The organism is Enterobacter sp. Taxon_2 (assembly GCF_058355295.1).
The window spans coordinates 196,162-212,954 of the sequence record NZ_CM178024.1; the positions used below are offsets into that span (position 1 = coordinate 196,162).

At 53.3% G+C, this 16,793-nt stretch carries 15 protein-coding genes and 5 tRNA genes; 19 read left to right on the forward strand and 1 reads right to left on the reverse strand.

Annotated elements, in window-relative coordinates:
• Positions 1-183: 183 nt before the first annotated feature.
• The 8 genes from AC4IC4_RS00885 to dppF all read left to right on the forward strand — a co-directional run bounded on the left by AC4IC4_RS00885 (position 184) and on the right by dppF (position 9,826).
• Positions 184-1,386, forward strand: a complete 1,203-nt coding sequence (locus tag AC4IC4_RS00885) for an L-lactate MFS transporter (protein WP_473701891.1) — start codon at positions 184-186, stop codon at positions 1,384-1,386.
• A 236-nt stretch (positions 1,387-1,622) separates the two neighbouring features.
• Positions 1,623-3,317, forward strand: coding sequence for a kdo(2)-lipid A phosphoethanolamine 7''-transferase (gene eptB, locus AC4IC4_RS00890; RefSeq protein ID WP_032650810.1), 1,695 nt, complete (start codon positions 1,623-1,625; stop codon positions 3,315-3,317).
• A gap of 91 nt (positions 3,318-3,408) precedes the next feature.
• A tRNA-Pro gene (locus tag AC4IC4_RS00895) sits at positions 3,409-3,485 on the forward strand.
• A gap of 620 nt (positions 3,486-4,105) precedes the next feature.
• Positions 4,106-5,713, forward strand: a complete 1,608-nt coding sequence (dppA, locus tag AC4IC4_RS00900; protein WP_023334096.1) for a dipeptide ABC transporter periplasmic-binding protein DppA — start codon at positions 4,106-4,108, stop codon at positions 5,711-5,713.
• Between the two features lie 177 nt (positions 5,714-5,890).
• On the forward strand, positions 5,891-6,910 hold the full coding sequence (gene dppB / locus AC4IC4_RS00905; protein ID WP_024909087.1) for a dipeptide ABC transporter permease DppB: 1,020 nt from the start codon (positions 5,891-5,893) through the stop codon (positions 6,908-6,910).
• 9 nt (positions 6,911-6,919) lie between these two features.
• Entirely contained in the window at positions 6,920-7,822 is a 903-nt protein-coding gene (gene dppC / locus AC4IC4_RS00910) for a dipeptide ABC transporter permease DppC (RefSeq protein ID WP_024909088.1), read from the forward strand.
• A 10-nt stretch (positions 7,823-7,832) separates the two neighbouring features.
• Positions 7,833-8,816: a dipeptide ABC transporter ATP-binding protein gene (gene dppD / locus AC4IC4_RS00915; protein ID WP_008502772.1), complete on the forward strand. Its 984-nt coding sequence runs from the start codon at positions 7,833-7,835 to the stop codon at positions 8,814-8,816.
• Positions 8,813-9,826: a dipeptide ABC transporter ATP-binding subunit DppF gene (gene dppF, locus AC4IC4_RS00920; protein WP_023309965.1), complete on the forward strand. Its 1,014-nt coding sequence runs from the start codon at positions 8,813-8,815 to the stop codon at positions 9,824-9,826. The genes dppD and dppF overlap by 4 nt, the downstream gene beginning before the upstream one ends.
• 42 nt (positions 9,827-9,868) lie before the next feature.
• On the opposite strand, the gene coaA is transcribed toward dppF, so the two are convergent.
• Complete coding sequence (coaA, locus tag AC4IC4_RS00925) at positions 9,869-10,819, reverse strand: type I pantothenate kinase (protein WP_021242480.1); 951 nt, start codon at positions 10,817-10,819, stop codon at positions 9,869-9,871.
• Between the two features lie 317 nt (positions 10,820-11,136).
• On the opposite strand from coaA, the gene AC4IC4_RS00930 reads away from it, so the two are divergent.
• The 11 genes from AC4IC4_RS00930 to rplL all read left to right on the forward strand — a co-directional run bounded on the left by AC4IC4_RS00930 (position 11,137) and on the right by rplL (position 16,553).
• Positions 11,137-11,212 (forward strand) — tRNA-Thr (locus AC4IC4_RS00930).
• 8 nt (positions 11,213-11,220) lie between these two features.
• Positions 11,221-11,305 (forward strand) — tRNA-Tyr (locus tag AC4IC4_RS00935).
• Between the two features lie 117 nt (positions 11,306-11,422).
• Positions 11,423-11,497, forward strand: a tRNA-Gly gene (locus tag AC4IC4_RS00940).
• 6 nt (positions 11,498-11,503) lie between these two features.
• Positions 11,504-11,579 (forward strand) — tRNA-Thr (locus AC4IC4_RS00945).
• 118 nt (positions 11,580-11,697) lie between these two features.
• The gene (tuf, locus tag AC4IC4_RS00950; protein ID WP_023326212.1) at positions 11,698-12,882 is read left to right on the forward strand and encodes an elongation factor Tu; all 1,185 of its coding nucleotides are present in this window, start codon (positions 11,698-11,700) and stop codon (positions 12,880-12,882) included.
• Between the two features lie 225 nt (positions 12,883-13,107).
• Positions 13,108-13,491, forward strand: a complete 384-nt coding sequence (secE, locus tag AC4IC4_RS00955; RefSeq protein ID WP_014068449.1) for a preprotein translocase subunit SecE — start codon at positions 13,108-13,110, stop codon at positions 13,489-13,491.
• Between the two features lies 1 nt (position 13,492).
• Complete coding sequence (gene nusG, locus AC4IC4_RS00960; protein ID WP_002438628.1) at positions 13,493-14,038, forward strand: transcription termination/antitermination protein NusG; 546 nt, start codon at positions 13,493-13,495, stop codon at positions 14,036-14,038.
• Between the two features lie 156 nt (positions 14,039-14,194).
• The gene (gene rplK / locus AC4IC4_RS00965; RefSeq protein ID WP_008503452.1) at positions 14,195-14,623 is read left to right on the forward strand and encodes a 50S ribosomal protein L11; all 429 of its coding nucleotides are present in this window, start codon (positions 14,195-14,197) and stop codon (positions 14,621-14,623) included.
• A gap of 3 nt (positions 14,624-14,626) precedes the next feature.
• Positions 14,627-15,331: a 50S ribosomal protein L1 gene (rplA, locus tag AC4IC4_RS00970; protein ID WP_006810530.1), complete on the forward strand. Its 705-nt coding sequence runs from the start codon at positions 14,627-14,629 to the stop codon at positions 15,329-15,331.
• 292 nt (positions 15,332-15,623) lie between these two features.
• On the forward strand, positions 15,624-16,121 hold the full coding sequence (rplJ, locus tag AC4IC4_RS00975; protein WP_005132895.1) for a 50S ribosomal protein L10: 498 nt from the start codon (positions 15,624-15,626) through the stop codon (positions 16,119-16,121).
• A gap of 66 nt (positions 16,122-16,187) precedes the next feature.
• Positions 16,188-16,553: a 50S ribosomal protein L7/L12 gene (rplL, locus tag AC4IC4_RS00980; protein ID WP_002445276.1), complete on the forward strand. Its 366-nt coding sequence runs from the start codon at positions 16,188-16,190 to the stop codon at positions 16,551-16,553.
• The last annotated feature ends 240 nt before the right edge of the window (positions 16,554-16,793 follow it).

Here is a 16,793-nt window from a genome sequence, read left to right on the forward strand (position 1 = left end):
TTACAGCGATAGCAGATACTAACACGCTATCGCTTTATTCCCGTGCCAGGCCATTCATTCCCGATTCCAGGCATTTCATTCCGTTCCGCCTGCATTTCATGCCGTTTTACCCCAGGCATATTAAGGTTTTGTTTATCGTAGTCCTCAGCGAACTTCCTTAATTTCTCTTGCAGGACAACTGCCATGAACACATCAACCTATAACCGCACGCGCTGGCTCACGCTCTTTGGCACCATCGTCACCCAGTTTGCGCTGGGGTCGGTCTATACCTGGAGCCTGTTTAACAGCGCGCTTTCCGACAAACTCGGCGCCCCGGTCAGCCAGGTCGCGTTCTCCTTTGGTCTGCTGAGCCTGGGTCTGGCGATTTCGTCTTCCGTCGCGGGCAAGCTGCAGGAGCGTTTTGGCGTGAAGCGCGTGACCATGGCGTCCGGCATTCTGCTGGGGCTGGGCTTTTTCCTGACGGCGCATTCCAGCAACCTGATGATGCTGTGGCTGAGCGCCGGCGTGCTGGTGGGGCTGGCCGATGGCGCGGGGTACCTGCTGACGCTGTCAAACTGCGTGAAGTGGTTCCCGGAACGTAAAGGCTTAATCTCCGCGTTTGCCATTGGTTCTTACGGTTTGGGCAGCCTCGGGTTCAAATTTATCGACGCCCACCTGCTGGCGTCCGTTGGCCTCGAAAAAACCTTTATGATCTGGGGCGCAATTGTTCTGGTGATGATTCTGTTCGGCTCCACGCTGATGAAAGATGCGCCGCAGCAGGAGGTTAAATCCGTGAACGGCGTGGTGGAGAACGACTTTACCCTCGCGCAGTCCATGCGTAAGCCACAGTACTGGATGCTGGCGGTGATGTTCCTGACGGCCTGCATGAGCGGTCTGTATGTCATCGGCGTGGCGAAAGATATCGCGCAGGGGATGGTGAAACTGGATGCCGCTACGGCGGCCAACGCGGTGACCGTGATATCCATTGCTAACCTCTCGGGTCGTCTTGTCCTCGGTATTCTGTCTGACAAAATTGCCCGCATCCGCGTGATTACGATTGGGCAGGTGGTCTCGCTGGTCGGTATGGCGGCGCTGCTGTTCGCTCCGCTGAATGAAGCCACCTTCTTCGCGGCGATTGCCTGCGTGGCCTTTAACTTCGGCGGCACCATCACCGTCTTCCCGTCACTGGTAAGCGAGTTCTTTGGCCTGAATAATCTGGCGAAAAACTACGGCGTTATCTATCTGGGCTTCGGGATCGGCAGTATCTGCGGCTCGCTGATTGCCTCCCTGTTCGGCGGGTTCTACGTGACCTTCTGCGTGATATTTGCCTTGCTGATTATCTCGCTGGCGCTCTCGACCACGATTCGTCAGCCGCAGCGCGAAGTGTTCAAAGAGGTGCATGCTTAAGATGAATGAAAGAGGCCTCTGCGGCCTCTTTTTTTATGTGAGACACTTCCCGTCTCGATATTTTGTAAAAATTTACACCGATCACACTCTCTGCTGCCACTTTTCTCTCCCGCTGTGGTCTACTTACCGCGCTTGTAGACGTTTCTCATAACGCTTCCTTACGCATTTACTTACTCTGTCCGCTTTCTCTTTGAAATTCGGCGGGTCTTTATACCCCTTTCCCCAGGGTTGTTTGCATGAAATATATCAGGTCTCTTACCCAGCAAAGATTGTGTCTGATGCTGGCTGTCTATATCGGTTTGTTTCTGAATGGCGCGGTGCTGTTCAGAAGAGTGGAAGGTTATTTTGAGCACCTCACCGTAAGAAATGGAATTTTTGCCGCGATTGAAGTGTTCGGCTCGATCCTCGCCACATTCTTCCTGTTACGCCTGCTCTCTCTTTTTGGCCGACGTACCTGGCAAATTTTGGCCTCGCTGGTGGTGATTATCTCCGCCGCCGCAAGCTATTACATGACATTTATGAACGTGGTCATTGGCTACGGTATCGTTGCCTCAGTGATGACCACGGATATCGACCTCTCGAAAGAGGTTGTGGGGAAAGGCTTTATTGTCTGGACGATTTTGACCTGTCTGATACCGCTGTTCTTTATCTGGAGTAATACGTGCCGCTATACGCTGTTACGCCAGCTGCGCACACGCGGGCAGCGGGTTCGCAATATCCTTGTCGTTCTGCTGGCCGGTCTGCTGGTGTGGGCACCTATTCGCCTGATGGAACAACAGCAAAAACGGATTGAAAAAGCGACGGGCGTAGATATGCCAAGCTATGGCGGCGTGGTAGCAAACTCCTATTTGCCGTCTAACTGGCTGTCAGCGTTAGGCCTTTATGCCTGGGCGCAGGCGGATGAATCCAGTGATGTGAAGTCTCTGATCAATCCACTGAAAAAATTCACCTACCAGCCGCCAGCCGACGGGATTGATGATACGTACGTCGTCTTTGTCATTGGCGAAACGACGCGCTGGGATCATATGGGCATTCTCGGTTATGACCGGAATACCACGCCTAAGCTGGCGCAGGAAAAGAACCTGGTGGCTTACCGTGGCTACTCCTGCGATACCGCAACCAAGCTCTCGCTGCGCTGTATGTTTGTGCGCGAAGGTGGGGCTAGCGATAATCCGCAACGTACCCTTAAAGAGCAAAACGTGTTTGCCGTGCTGAAGCAGCTTGGATTTAGCTCAGACCTGTTCGCCATGCAAAGCGAGATGTGGTTCTACACCAACACGCTGGCAGATAACATCGCGTACCGCGAGCAGATTGGCGCCGAGCCGCGTAACCGAGGTAAAAATGTGGACGATATGCTGCTGCTGGAAGAGATGTCGGAGTCCCTTAAAGGCCATCCCAAAGGCAAGCACATGATCATTCTGCATACCAAAGGGTCGCATTACAGCTATTACCAGCGCTACACGCGCGATTTCGCGAAGTGGCAGCCTGAGTGTGTGGGCATTAATAAAGACTGCAGCAAGCAGGAGCTGATCAACGCCTACGACAACTCGGTTCTGTATGTGGATACCTTCCTCAGCCGGGTGATCGACCAGCTGCGCGATAAGAAAGCGATTGTGATTTACGCGGCAGACCACGGTGAGTCCATCAACGAGAAAGAGCATCTGCACGGTACGCCGCGCAAGCTGGCACCACCGGAGCAGTTCCGCGTGCCGATGATCATGTGGATGTCGGATAAGTATCTGGAAACCCCGGAGAAGGCGAAGATGTTTGCTCAGCTGAAGAAAGAGGCGGAGATGAAGGTGCCGCGTCGTCACGTTGAGCTGTACGACACCATTATGGGTTGTCTCGGCTATACCTCACCGAATGGGGGGATTAACGAAAACAACAACTGGTGCAAACTCCCTGATAACACCGCAAAAGCCGCGCAGTAGCTGCTCTGGCGAGAATATCGCCAGTTGAATGGCTTTTTGAAAATAAGGGATTGACGGGGGCGCACCTCAGCAGTAAGATGCGCTCCGCATTCGGCGAGTAGCGCAGCTTGGTAGCGCAACTGGTTTGGGACCAGTGGGTCGGAGGTTCGAATCCTCTCTCGCCGACCACATTCTGAAAAGGGCTAACCGCAAGGTTAGCCCTTTTTGCATTATGGCCTTATCTCGTCAGAGTCTCCAAAACGCCCCTTAGACCTGCTTCCACCTGCCTGTTAACGATTTTGTGACATAATCCATTGTATTTTTTTATATATAGATTGATCTTTTTTCGCGTTGCTTATGGATAACCTCAGCATTTTTCGCTGTGCGTTTTAACGTTCGCGGTATTTAGTGCTCAGATAATCACCATTCTGCAAGAAAATTTACCCATTCTGAATAAAAGTTAATCACTGATTGTTGAGAAATATGAAGAGGCTTGTGCTGCCAGATGGCGAGTAGCATAAATTTCCCTGCTGAAAACTGGCGTACATAGTTTTTTTAATCTTTGTTTGCGGTTTCTCACACTCAGCGTAAATCCCCGTCACCTGTATTGACGTTTTCACATTCTGTTGACAGATTGTAGGGCATGAGGGGCATTTCAGGGACGATCTGCGCTGCAACTCAAACGCTCTTCTGAAAGGATTCTCCATCCCTTTAAAGCCTTCGGGCATCACCGACCGGACCGGGTAAAAAATAAATAAAGGTCTGGCGGCGTAACACAACAAAGCAAAACATCACATTGGAGCAGAATAATGAGTATTTCCTTGAAGAAGTCAGGGATGCTGAAGCTTGGTCTGAGCCTGGTGGCTATGACCGTGGCAGCAAGCGTACAGGCAAAAACCCTGGTTTACTGTTCTGAAGGCTCGCCGGAAGGCTTTAACCCACAGCTCTTTACCTCTGGTACGACTTACGACGCAAGCTCTGTACCGATCTATAACCGTCTGGTTGAATTCAAAACCGGTACTACGGAGGTGATTCCGGGTCTGGCCGAGAAGTGGGACGTCAGCGAAGACGGTAAAACCTATACCTTCCACCTGCGCCAGGGCGTGAAGTGGCAGGACAGCAAAGAGTTCAAACCAACGCGTGACTTTAACGCCGACGACGTGGTGTTCTCCTTCGACCGTCAGAAAAACGCCCAGAACCCGTACCACAAAGTGTCTGGCGGCAGCTATGAATACTTCGAAGGGATGGGTCTGCCGGACCTGATCTCTGAAGTGAAAAAAGTGGACGATAATACCGTTCAGTTCGTGCTGACGCGTCCGGAAGCACCGTTCCTGGCTGACCTGGCCATGGACTTCGCCTCAATCCTCTCCAAAGAGTACGCGGACAACATGCTGAAAGCCGGTACGCCGGAGAAAGTCGACCTGAACCCAATCGGTACCGGTCCATTCCAGCTGCTGCAGTACCAGAAAGACTCCCGCATTCTGTATAAAGCGTTCGAAGGCTACTGGGGCACCAAGCCGAAGATCGACCGCCTGGTCTTCTCCATCACGCCTGATGCGTCAGTGCGTTACGCAAAACTGCAGAAAAATGAATGCCAGGTGATGCCGTACCCGAACCCGGCTGACATCGCCCGCATGAAGCAGGACAAGAACATCAACCTGCTGGAGCAGGCTGGCCTGAACGTGGGCTATCTCTCCTTCAACACCGAGAAGAAACCGTTTGATGACGTGAAAGTGCGTCAGGCGCTGACCTACGCGGTGAACAAAGAAGCGATCATCAAGGCGGTTTACCAGGGTGCAGGCGTTGCAGCCAAAAACCTGATTCCACCAACCATGTGGGGCTATAACGACGACGTTAAAGACTACAGCTACGATCCTGAGAAAGCGAAAGCGCTGCTGAAAGAAGCGGGCCAGGATAAAGGCTTTACCGTTGAGCTGTGGGCGATGCCGGTACAGCGTCCGTACAACCCGAACGCACGCCGTATGGCAGAAATGGTTCAGGCTGACTGGGCTAAGATTGGCGTTCAGGCCAAGATTGTGACCTACGAGTGGGGCGAGTACCTGAAGCGCGCCAAAGCGGGTGAGCACCAGGCAGTCATGATGGGCTGGACCGGTGATAACGGGGATCCGGACAACTTCTTCGCCACCCTGTTCAGCTGCGCGGCGGCAAAAGACGGTTCTAACTACTCTCGCTGGTGCTACAAGCCGTTTGAAGACCTGATCCAGCCGGCGCGTGCGACCGACGATCACAACAAACGTATTGAACTGTACAAGCAGGCGCAGGTTGTTATGCACGATCAGGCTCCGGCGCTGATTGTTGCTCACTCCACCGTGTACGAGCCAGTGCGTAAAGAAGTGAAGGGCTACGTGGTTGATCCACTGGGCAAACACCACTTCGAAAACGTATCTGTTGAATAATTAAAAGCAACGCCAGGCGGCGCTGCGCTTGCACTGGCCTACGGTCTGTAGGTCGGGTAAGCGTAGCGCCACCCGGCAGCAGTGCTTAATTCTCTCTCTGAAAGGAGAGGGAATAAGATTTGTGAGCAATACAGACGTCACGCCACTGGTCGTGCGTCATTAGAGAGAATCCGGGTTATGTTGCAGTTCATCCTCCGACGTCTGGGACTTGTTATCCCCACGTTTATCGGTATCACCCTTCTCACTTTTGCCTTCGTCCATATGATCCCCGGCGACCCGGTAATGATTATGGCGGGCGAGCGTGGTATTTCCCCTGAGCGCCATGCACAGCTGCTGGCGGAACTCGGTCTCGATAAGCCGATGTGGCAGCAGTACCTCCACTATATCTGGGGCGTGTTGCACGGTGATTTAGGGATTTCGCTGAAAAGCCGTCTTCCGGTGTGGGACGAGTTCGTGCCGCGTTTTAAAGCGACACTGGAGCTTGGCGTCTGCGCCATGATTTTCGCCACTGCGGTGGGTATTCCTGTCGGGGTACTGGCTGCCGTCAAGCGTGGCTCTATTTTCGACCATACCGCCGTGGGCCTGGCGCTGACCGGCTACTCCATGCCTATCTTCTGGTGGGGCATGATGCTGATCATGCTGGTCTCGGTGCAGCTTAACCTGACACCGGTCTCCGGGCGCGTCAGCGATATGGTTTTCCTGGATGACACCAACCCGCTCACCGGCTTTATGCTGATTGATACGGCTATCTGGGGTGAAGAGGGCAACTTCATGGATGCCGTCGCGCATATGATCCTGCCTGCCATGGTGCTGGGCACCATTCCTCTGGCGGTGATCGTACGTATGACCCGTTCATCGATGCTGGAAGTGCTGGGCGAGGATTACATCCGCACCGCCCGCGCCAAGGGCCTGACGCGTATGCGCGTCATTATCGTCCATGCGCTGCGTAACGCCATGCTGCCGGTTGTGACCGTTATCGGTCTCCAGGTGGGGACGTTGCTGGCGGGGGCGATCCTGACCGAAACCATCTTCTCCTGGCCGGGCCTGGGCCGCTGGCTGATTGACGCGCTGCAGCGCCGTGATTATCCGGTAGTGCAGGGCGGTGTACTGCTGGTCGCGACGATGATTATCCTCGTCAACCTGCTGGTCGATTTGCTGTACGGCGTGGTGAACCCGCGTATTCGTCATAAGAAGTAAGGGGCCATCATGTCACAGGTTTCTGAAAACAAAGTTGTTGCTGCACCGGTTCCGATGACGCCGATGCAGGAGTTCTGGCACTACTTCAAGCGCAACAAAGGCGCGGTGGTGGGGCTGGTGTATGTCGCAATCATGATCCTGATTGCGGTGTTTGCAAACGTGCTTGCGCCGTATAACCCGGCGGATCAGTTCCGCGATGCGCTGCTCGCTCCGCCTGCGTGGCAGGATGGCGGCAGCCTGGCGCACCTGCTGGGTACCGATGATGTGGGCCGCGACGTGCTGTCGCGTCTGATGTATGGCGCGCGTCTGTCGCTGCTGGTTGGCTGCCTGGTTGTTGTGCTGTCGCTGATCATGGGCGTCGTACTCGGCCTGGTTGCCGGCTACTTCGGCGGCATCGTTGATAACATCATCATGCGTATCGTCGACATCATGCTGGCGCTGCCAAGCCTGCTGCTGGCGCTGGTGCTGGTGGCGATCTTCGGTCCGTCGATCGGTAACGCCGCGCTGGCGCTGACCTTCGTGGCGCTTCCTCACTACGTACGTTTAACCCGCGCGGCGGTGCTGGTGGAAGTGAACCGCGACTACGTCACGGCGTCTCGCGTAGCGGGTGCCGGTGCGATGCGCCAGATGTTCGTTAATATCTTCCCTAACTGCCTTGCGCCGCTGATTGTTCAGGCGTCGCTCGGTTTCTCTAACGCCATTCTTGATATGGCCGCTCTTGGCTTCCTGGGCATGGGTGCGCAGCCGCCAACACCGGAGTGGGGCACCATGCTCTCCGACGTGTTGCAGTTCGCACAAAGCGCCTGGTGGGTTGTCACCTTCCCGGGTCTGGCAATCCTGCTGACGGTGCTGGCATTTAACCTGATGGGTGATGGCCTGCGTGATGCGCTTGATCCCAAACTGAAGCAGTAAGAGGCACGAGATGGCGTTATTAAATGTAGATAAATTATCGGTGCACTTCGGCGATGAAGGCACCCCGTTTCGCGCCGTGGACCGCATCAGCTACAGCGTCAATCAGGGCGAAGTGGTGGGTATCGTTGGGGAGTCCGGTTCCGGTAAGTCCGTCAGCTCGCTGGCGATCATGGGGCTGATTGATTACCCGGGCCGCGTGATGGCGGAAAACCTGCAGTTCAACGGTCAGGACCTGAAGCGCATTTCTGAAAAACAGCGCCGCCAGCTGGTGGGCGCGGAAGTGGCGATGATTTTCCAGGATCCGATGACCAGCCTGAACCCGTGCTACACCGTCGGTTTCCAGATTATGGAAGCGATTAAGGTGCATCAGGGCGGGAATAAGAAAACCCGTCGTCAGCGCGCGATCGATCTGCTCAACCAGGTAGGTATTCCTGACCCGGCATCACGTCTGGACGTTTACCCGCACCAGCTCTCAGGCGGGATGAGCCAGCGCGTGATGATCGCGATGGCGATTGCCTGTCGACCAAAACTGCTGATTGCGGATGAACCGACGACGGCGCTGGATGTGACCATCCAGGCACAAATCATCGAGCTGCTGCTGGAGCTGCAGCAGAAAGAGAATATGGCGCTGGTGCTGATTACGCACGATCTGGCGCTGGTGGCCGAAGCCGCGCACAAAATCATCGTGATGTATGCCGGCCAGGTGGTCGAGACCGGAAATTCACACGATATTTTCCGCGCGCCGCGTCACCCGTATACCCAGGCGCTTTTACGCGCGCTGCCGGAGTTTGCCCAGGATAAAGCGCGTCTGGCGTCGCTGCCGGGTGTGGTACCGGGTAAATATGACCGTCCGCAGGGCTGTCTGCTCAATCCGCGCTGCCCGTATGCGACGGACAAATGCCGGGCAGAAGAGCCAGAGCTGAACCAGCTAGCTGACGGTCGTCAGTCGAAATGCCACTACCCACTCGATGATGCCGGGAGGCCAACACTATGAGTACGCAACAGGCCACCACGCAACAACCGCTGTTGCAGGCCATCGATCTGAAAAAATACTACCCGGTGAAGAAGGGATTGTTTGCCCCTGAACGCCTGGTGAAAGCGCTGGACGGCGTCTCTTTTAACCTCGAACGCGGTAAAACGCTGGCGGTGGTGGGGGAGTCAGGCTGCGGCAAATCCACGCTGGGCCGTCTGCTGACGATGATTGAAGTGCCGACTGGCGGGGAGCTTTATTATCAGGGGCAGGATCTGCTCAAGCACGATCCGCAGGCGCAGAAGCTGCGCCGCCAGAAAATCCAGATTGTGTTCCAGAACCCGTATGGTTCTTTGAACCCGCGTAAAAAAGTCGGACAGATTCTGGAAGAGCCGCTGCTGATCAACAGTAATCTGAGTAAGGAGCAGCGTCGCGAAAAAGCGCTGGCGATGATGGCGAAGGTCGGCCTCAAAACCGAGCATTACGATCGCTATCCGCACATGTTCTCCGGCGGCCAGCGTCAGCGTATCGCGATTGCTCGCGGGCTGATGCTCGATCCGGACGTGGTGATTGCCGATGAGCCGGTCTCCGCGCTCGACGTATCCGTACGTGCGCAGGTACTGAACCTGATGATGGATCTCCAGCAGGAGCTGGGGCTGTCTTACGTGTTCATCTCCCACGACCTGTCGGTGGTGGAGCATATTGCTGATGAGGTAATGGTGATGTACCTGGGGCGCTGCGTGGAGAAGGGGACCAAAGACCAGATCTTTAATAACCCTCGCCATCCGTACACCCAGGCGCTGCTGTCTGCGACGCCGCGTCTCAACCCGGACGATCGTCGCGAGCGTATTAAGCTGACGGGCGAACTGCCAAGTCCGCTGAATCCACCGCCGGGATGTGCATTCAACGCCCGCTGCAGTCGTCGCTTCGGCCCGTGCACCCAGCTCCAGCCGCAGCTGAAGGATTATGGCGGCCAGTTGGTTGCCTGCTTCGCGGTCGATCAGGATGAAAATGGCGAGAAGCCACAGGCATAACGAAAAAACCGGCGTTAAGCCGGTTTTTTTATGTCTGCTTGATTATTTCCGCAGGCGAATCTGGTCTACGGCGTGCTTCTCGCTCTTGGTGAGGATCAGGCTCGCGCGCTCGCGCGTCGGCAGGATGTTCTCTTTGAGGTTCACGTAGTTGATCTCATTCCACAGCCCCGTCGCCACATTGATCGCTTCTTCTTCAGAAAGCTGGGCGTAATGGTGGAAATAGGAGTCCGGATCGGTGAACGCCCCTTCGCGGAACTTCAGGAAACGGTTGATGTACCAGTTCTGCAGCAGGTCTTCCGGCGCATCGACATAGATAGAGAAATCGACGAAATCCGAGACGAATACGTGATGCGGATCGTGAGGATAGTCCATCCCGCTTTGCAGTACGTTCAGACCTTCCAGAATCAGGATGTCCGGCTGGACCACCGTTTTATCCCCACCCGGGATGCGATCGTAGATCAGATGCGAATAGACTGGCGCAGTCACGTGCGGCACGCCGGATTTCAGGTCAGAGACAAATTTCACCAGACGGTGCATATCATAAGAGAGCGGGAAGCCCTTCTTCTTCATCAGCCCGCGTTCTTTTAACACTTCGTTCGGGTGCAGGAAGCCGTCGGTGGTGATCAGCTCTACGCTGCGGTGTTCCGGCCAGCGGCTCAACAGCGCCTGCAGGACACGCGCGGTGGTACTTTTACCCACGGCCACGCTGCCTGCGATACTAATGATATAAGGAATGCGTTGACCGTTCGTCCCGAGAAACTGCTCCAGCACAGCCTGGCGGCGCAGGTTCGAGCTGATATAGAAGTTAAGCAAGCGAGAGAGGGGGAGATAAATTTCTGCCACCTCTTCCAGGGACAGATCTTCGTTTATCCCTTTTAACCGTGCGATTTCACCTTCCGTCAGCGTCATAGGGACGGAATCACGCAGGGCAGCCCACTGGCTGCGGTTAAAGTGAAGATAAGGCGTCATTAACGTTTGCTCTTTTTTGCTCATAAGCATGCTTCAGTGAGCCAGCGCTATACTGCCGGATCGTGGCTCATCACACAGTTAATTTTGGACAATGGGCAGGAGGTTAACACCAGATGGCAGGAATAATAAGAAAAAAGATGGATAGCGCTGCGTTACGCGGAAGCCGTCACGATATGGTGTATACGGTGTAAATCACGCGTGCATGTTGATTATTTGACCCGTAATGTCTACTTTTACAGCGCTTAGCGCTTCGTTCGCATAAAATGTGAGCGAAAGAACGTTTTATGCAAATTTTTAGTTGCATGACCGCGCAGGTATCCATAGAATGCGCGCTACTTGATGCCGACTTAGCTCAGTAGGTAGAGCAACTGACTTGTAATCAGTAGGTCACCAGTTCGATTCCGGTAGTCGGCACCATCAAGTCCGGTGGGGTTCCCGAGCGGCCAAAGGGAGCAGACTGTAAATCTGCCGTCACAGACTTCGAAGGTTCGAATCCTTCCCCCACCACCACTTTCTGGCAGCGTAAATGCCGCCGGAGCTGGTTGGAAAAATTAGCCAGCTCAAACTGAAAAAGAGAGAAATCTCTTTTTTTGTTACAGAAAGAACTGGGTAGCCGAGTTTCAGGATGCGGGCATCGTATAATGGCTATTACCTCAGCCTTCCAAGCTGATGATGCGGGTTCGATTCCCGCTGCCCGCTCCAATACGTGCTGATATGGCTCAGTTGGTAGAGCGCACCCTTGGTAAGGGTGAGGTCCCCAGTTCGACTCTGGGTATCAGCACCACTTCACTTCTCCTTCCCGTTTCTCTCTGTTTCAATTTTACTGTATTCAACAATTCAGGCATTTCGCCTGGTTGATGTGGTGATATCACCGATTTATCCGTGTCTTAGAGGGACAATCGATGTCTAAAGAAAAGTTTGAACGTACAAAACCGCACGTTAACGTCGGTACTATCGGCCACGTTGACCATGGTAAAACAACGCTGACCGCTGCAATCACTACCGTTCTGGCAAAAACCTACGGTGGTTCTGCTCGCGCATTCGACCAGATCGATAACGCACCAGAAGAAAAAGCTCGTGGTATCACCATCAACACCTCTCACGTTGAGTACGACACCCCGACTCGCCACTACGCACACGTAGACTGCCCAGGCCACGCCGACTATGTTAAAAACATGATCACCGGTGCTGCGCAGATGGACGGCGCGATCCTGGTTGTTGCTGCGACTGACGGCCCAATGCCTCAGACTCGTGAGCACATCCTGCTGGGTCGTCAGGTAGGCGTTCCTTACATCATCGTGTTCCTGAACAAATGCGACATGGTTGATGACGAAGAGCTGCTGGAACTGGTAGAGATGGAAGTTCGTGAACTGCTGTCTCAGTACGATTTCCCAGGCGACGATACCCCAATCGTTCGTGGTTCTGCTCTGAAAGCGCTGGAAGGCGAAGCAGAGTGGGAAGCGAAAATCATCGAACTGGCTGGCTTCCTGGATTCTTACATCCCAGAACCAGAGCGTGCGATTGACAAGCCATTCCTGCTGCCAATCGAAGACGTATTCTCCATCTCCGGTCGTGGTACCGTTGTTACCGGTCGTGTAGAGCGCGGTATCATCAAAGTTGGTGAAGAAGTTGAAATCGTTGGTATCAAAGAGACTGCGAAGTCTACCTGTACTGGCGTTGAAATGTTCCGCAAACTGCTGGACGAAGGCCGTGCTGGTGAGAACGTTGGTGTTCTGCTGCGTGGTATCAAACGTGAAGAAATCGAACGTGGTCAGGTTCTGGCGAAGCCAGGCTCAATCAAGCCACACACCAAGTTCGAATCTGAAGTGTACATCCTGTCCAAAGACGAAGGCGGCCGTCATACTCCGTTCTTCAAAGGCTACCGTCCACAGTTCTACTTCCGTACAACTGACGTGACCGGTACCATCGAACTGCCAGAAGGCGTTGAGATGGTAATGCCAGGCGACAACATCAAGATGGTTGTGACTCTGATCCACCCAATCGCGATGGACGACGGTCTGCGTTTCGCAATCCGTGAAGGTGGCCGTACCGTTGGCGCGGGCGTGGTTGCTAAAGTTCTCGGCTAATCGCTGATAACATTTGACGCAATGCGCATGAAAAGGGCATCATTTGATGCCCTTTTTGCACGCTTTCACATCAGAACCTGGCTCATCAGTGATTATTTTTGTCATAATCATTGCTGAGACAGGCTCTGCAGAGAGCGTATAATCCCTAAAGGGATTATTTCGATTTGGCTCGCCTCGCAATCGCGGGGTGAAATTATTTGTAGAATTCTTCTGACAGGTTGGTTTATGAGTGCGAATACCGAAGCTCAAGGGAGCGGGCGCGGCCTGGAAGCGATGAAGTGGGTCGCTGTTGCCGTGCTGCTGATTGTGGCAATCGTTGGCAACTATCTTTATCGTGACATGATGCTGCCGCTCCGCGCGCTGGCAGTGGTGATTCTGATTGCTGCAGCGGGCGGTGTCGCGCTGTTGACGACTAAAGGTAAAGCAACCGTTGCTTTTGCACGTGAAGCGCGTACCGAAGTCCGTAAGGTCATTTGGCCGACTCGCCAGGAAACATTGCACACCACGCTGATCGTAGCGGCAGTTACCGCTGTAATGTCACTGATCCTGTGGGGACTGGATGGTATTCTGGTTCGCCTGGTTTCCTTTATTACTGGCCTGAGGTTCTAAGATGTCTGAAGCCCCTAAAAAGCGTTGGTACGTCGTTCAGGCGTTTTCCGGTTTTGAAGGCCGCGTAGCAACGTCGCTGCGTGAGCATATCAAATTACACAACATGGAAGAGTTATTTGGCGAAGTTATGGTTCCGACCGAAGAAGTGGTTGAGATCCGTGGCGGCCAACGTCGCAAAAGCGAGCGTAAATTCTTCCCGGGTTACGTGCTGGTTCAGATGGTGATGAACGACGCGAGCTGGCACCTGGTGCGCAGCGTACCGCGCGTGATGGGCTTTATCGGCGGCACGTCTGACCGTCCGGCGCCAATCAGCGACAAAGAAGTTGATGCGATTATGAACCGCCTGCAGCAGGTGGGTGATAAGCCGCGTCCTAAAACGCTGTTTGAACCGGGTGAAATGGTCCGTGTTAGCGACGGTCCGTTTGCTGACTTTAATGGCGTCGTTGAAGAAGTGGACTACGAGAAGTCCCGCCTGAAAGTTTCTGTTTCTATCTTCGGTCGTGCGACCCCGGTAGAGCTGGACTTTGCGCAGGTCGAAAAAGCCTAAGCAGCGATCAAAAAAGCGGCGATTTAATCGTTGCACAGGGCGCGAGATTGGAATACAATTTCGCGCCTTTTGTTTTTATGGGCCCCGGCCCGTAAAACGAATTTTATTCACGGGGAGCCTCCCTGAGGCGCTATCACCCAATCAGAGGATTTTAGAATGGCTAAGAAAGTACAAGCCTACGTCAAGCTGCAGGTTGCAGCTGGTATGGCGAACCCAAGTCCACCAGTTGGTCCAGCTCTGGGTCAGCAGGGTGTGAACATCATGGAATTCTGTAAAGCGTTCAACGCCAAAACCGAATCCCTGGAAAAAGGTCTGCCAATCCCAGTCGTAATCACTGTTTACGCTGACCGTTCTTTCACTTTCGTTACCAAAACCCCTCCAGCAGCAGTTCTGCTGAAGAAAGCGGCTGGTATCAAGTCTGGTTCCGGTAAACCGAACAAAGACAAAGTGGGTAAAATTTCCCGCGCTCAGCTGCAGGAAATCGCGCAGACCAAAGCTGCCGACATGACTGGTGCCGACATTGAAGCGATGACTCGCTCAATCGAAGGTACTGCACGTTCCATGGGCCTGGTAGTGGAGGACTAAGAAATGGCTAAACTGACCAAGCGCATGTCCGTGATCCGTGACAAAGTTGATGCGACCAAACAGTACGACATCAACGAAGCTATCGCTCTGCTGAAAGAACTGGCAACTGCTAAGTTCGTTGAAAGCGTTGACGTTGCCGTTAACCTCGGCATCGACGCGCGTAAATCCGATCAGAACGTTCGTGGCGCAACTGTACTGCCACACGGTACTGGCCGTTCCGTACGTGTAGCTGTATTTGCTCAGGGTGCAAACGCTGAAGCTGCTAAAGCTGCTGGCGCTGAACTGGTAGGTATGGAAGATCTGGCTGATCAGATCAAGAAAGGCGAAATGAACTTTGACGTTGTTATTGCTTCTCCAGATGCAATGCGCGTTGTTGGCCAGCTGGGCCAGGTTCTGGGTCCACGCGGCCTGATGCCAAACCCGAAAGTTGGTACTGTAACCCCTAACGTTGCTGAAGCGGTTAAGAACGCTAAAGCAGGTCAGGTTCGTTATCGTAACGACAAAAACGGCATCATCCACACCACCATCGGTAAAGTGGACTTTGACGCTGACAAACTGAAAGAAAACCTGGAAGCTCTGCTGGTTGCGCTGAAAAAAGCAAAACCAACTCAGGCGAAAGGCGTGTACATCAAGAAAGTTAGCATCTCCACCACCATGGGTGCAGGTGTTGCAGTTGACCAGGCTGGCCTGAGCGCTGCTGCAAACTAATGCCTTTACGTGGGCGGTGATTTTGTCTACAATCTTACCCCCCACGTTTGCTAACAAAAGTTAGCGGCTAAAAGATTTGTTCGTTGGAGCCTGGCCTAATCCAGGCCTCCGTCGAAGACCGCAGGTGTTTCGCAAGAGACTTAATCCCCTGCGTAGACGGTGACAGAACGCTAAGATTATTTTTGGATACTCTGGCTTGTTTCTGCTCACCGTATTAAGACGCTCTTTCCATTGGGAAGAGTGAAGTGAGTTCCGGAACATGAGTTCCGGCAAACATCCAGGAGCAAAGCTAATGGCTTTAAATCTTCAAGACAAACAAGCGATTGTTGCTGAAGTCAGCGAAGTAGCCAAAGGCGCGCTGTCTGCAGTAGTTGCGGATTCCCGTGGCGTAACTGTAGACAAAATGACTGAACTGCGTAAAGCAGGTCGTGAAGCTGGCGTATACATGCGTGTTGTTCGTAACACCCTGCTGCGTCGCGTAGTTGAAGGTACTCAGTTCGAGTGCCTGAAAGACACGTTTGTTGGTCCGACCCTGATTGCATACTCTATGGAACACCCGGGCGCTGCTGCTCGTCTGTTCAAAGAGTTCGCGAAAGCGAATGCAAAATTTGAGGTCAAAGCTGCAGCCTTTGAAGGTGAGTTGATCACGGCATCGAACATCGATCGCCTGGCAACCCTGCCGACCTACGAAGAAGCAATTGCACGCCTGATGGCAACCATGAAAGAAGCTTCGGCTGGCAAACTGGTTCGCACTCTGGCTGCTGTTCGCGATGCGAAAGAAGCTGCTTAATCGCAGTTATCTTTATAAAGCATTTGCTTACGTATAAACTTATTCTGATTTTCAGGAACAATTTAAATGTCTATCACTAAAGATCAAATCATTGAAGCAGTAGCAGCTATGTCCGTAATGGACGTTGTAGAGCTGGTTTCTGCAATGGAAGAAAAATTCGGTGTTTCTGCTGCTGCTGCTGTAGCTGTAGCTGCGGGCCCGGCTGAAGCTGCTGAAGAAAAAACTGAATTCGACGTAATTCTGAAAGCTGCTGGCGCTAACAAAGTTGCTGTTATCAAAGCAGTACGTGGCGCAACTGGCCTGGGTCTGAAAGAAGCTAAAGACCTGGTAGAATCTGCTCCAGCTGCGCTGAAAGAAGGCGTGAGCAAAGACGACGCAGAAGCACTGAAAAAATCTCTGGAAGAAGCTGGCGCTGAAGTTGAAGTTAAATAAGCCAACTTTTCTGGTTGCAGCCTAAGTAATTAGGCTGATGGCTGGTGACTTTTTAGTCACCAGCCTTTTTGCGCTGTAAGGCATCAGTAGCATTTCACACTGTTTGACTGCTGATTGTCCTGACAATGCATGTTTCTATCGACGACTTAATATATTGCGACAGGGTGCTCGCTCTGTGTAAATCGCGACGAAATGATTTAAGCGTGATAGCAACAGGTATTGCGGAAAGTATTCAATTTT

Excerpts from the sequence above, each read along its gene's own strand:
- dppD (WP_008502772.1), top strand. The coding sequence starts at position 7,833 with ATGGCGTTATTAAATGTAGATAAATTATCGGTGCACTTCGGCGATGAA.
- dppB (WP_024909087.1), top strand. The coding sequence starts at position 5,891 with ATGTTGCAGTTCATCCTCCGACGTCTGGGACTTGTTATCCCCACGTTT.
- AC4IC4_RS00885 (WP_473701891.1), top strand. The coding sequence starts at position 184 with ATGAACACATCAACCTATAACCGCACGCGCTGGCTCACGCTCTTTGGC.
- secE (WP_014068449.1), top strand. The coding sequence starts at position 13,108 with ATGAGTGCGAATACCGAAGCTCAAGGGAGCGGGCGCGGCCTGGAAGCG.
- coaA (WP_021242480.1), bottom strand. The coding sequence starts at position 10,819 with ATGAGCAAAAAAGAGCAAACGTTAATGACGCCTTATCTTCACTTTAAC.
- tuf (WP_023326212.1), top strand. The coding sequence starts at position 11,698 with ATGTCTAAAGAAAAGTTTGAACGTACAAAACCGCACGTTAACGTCGGT.
- dppC (WP_024909088.1), top strand. The coding sequence starts at position 6,920 with ATGTCACAGGTTTCTGAAAACAAAGTTGTTGCTGCACCGGTTCCGATG.
- rplL (WP_002445276.1), top strand. The coding sequence starts at position 16,188 with ATGTCTATCACTAAAGATCAAATCATTGAAGCAGTAGCAGCTATGTCC.
- rplJ (WP_005132895.1), top strand. The coding sequence starts at position 15,624 with ATGGCTTTAAATCTTCAAGACAAACAAGCGATTGTTGCTGAAGTCAGC.
- dppA (WP_023334096.1), top strand. The coding sequence starts at position 4,106 with ATGAGTATTTCCTTGAAGAAGTCAGGGATGCTGAAGCTTGGTCTGAGC.
- rplA (WP_006810530.1), top strand. The coding sequence starts at position 14,627 with ATGGCTAAACTGACCAAGCGCATGTCCGTGATCCGTGACAAAGTTGAT.
- nusG (WP_002438628.1), top strand. The coding sequence starts at position 13,493 with ATGTCTGAAGCCCCTAAAAAGCGTTGGTACGTCGTTCAGGCGTTTTCC.
- rplK (WP_008503452.1), top strand. The coding sequence starts at position 14,195 with ATGGCTAAGAAAGTACAAGCCTACGTCAAGCTGCAGGTTGCAGCTGGT.
- eptB (WP_032650810.1), top strand. The coding sequence starts at position 1,623 with ATGAAATATATCAGGTCTCTTACCCAGCAAAGATTGTGTCTGATGCTG.
- dppF (WP_023309965.1), top strand. The coding sequence starts at position 8,813 with ATGAGTACGCAACAGGCCACCACGCAACAACCGCTGTTGCAGGCCATC.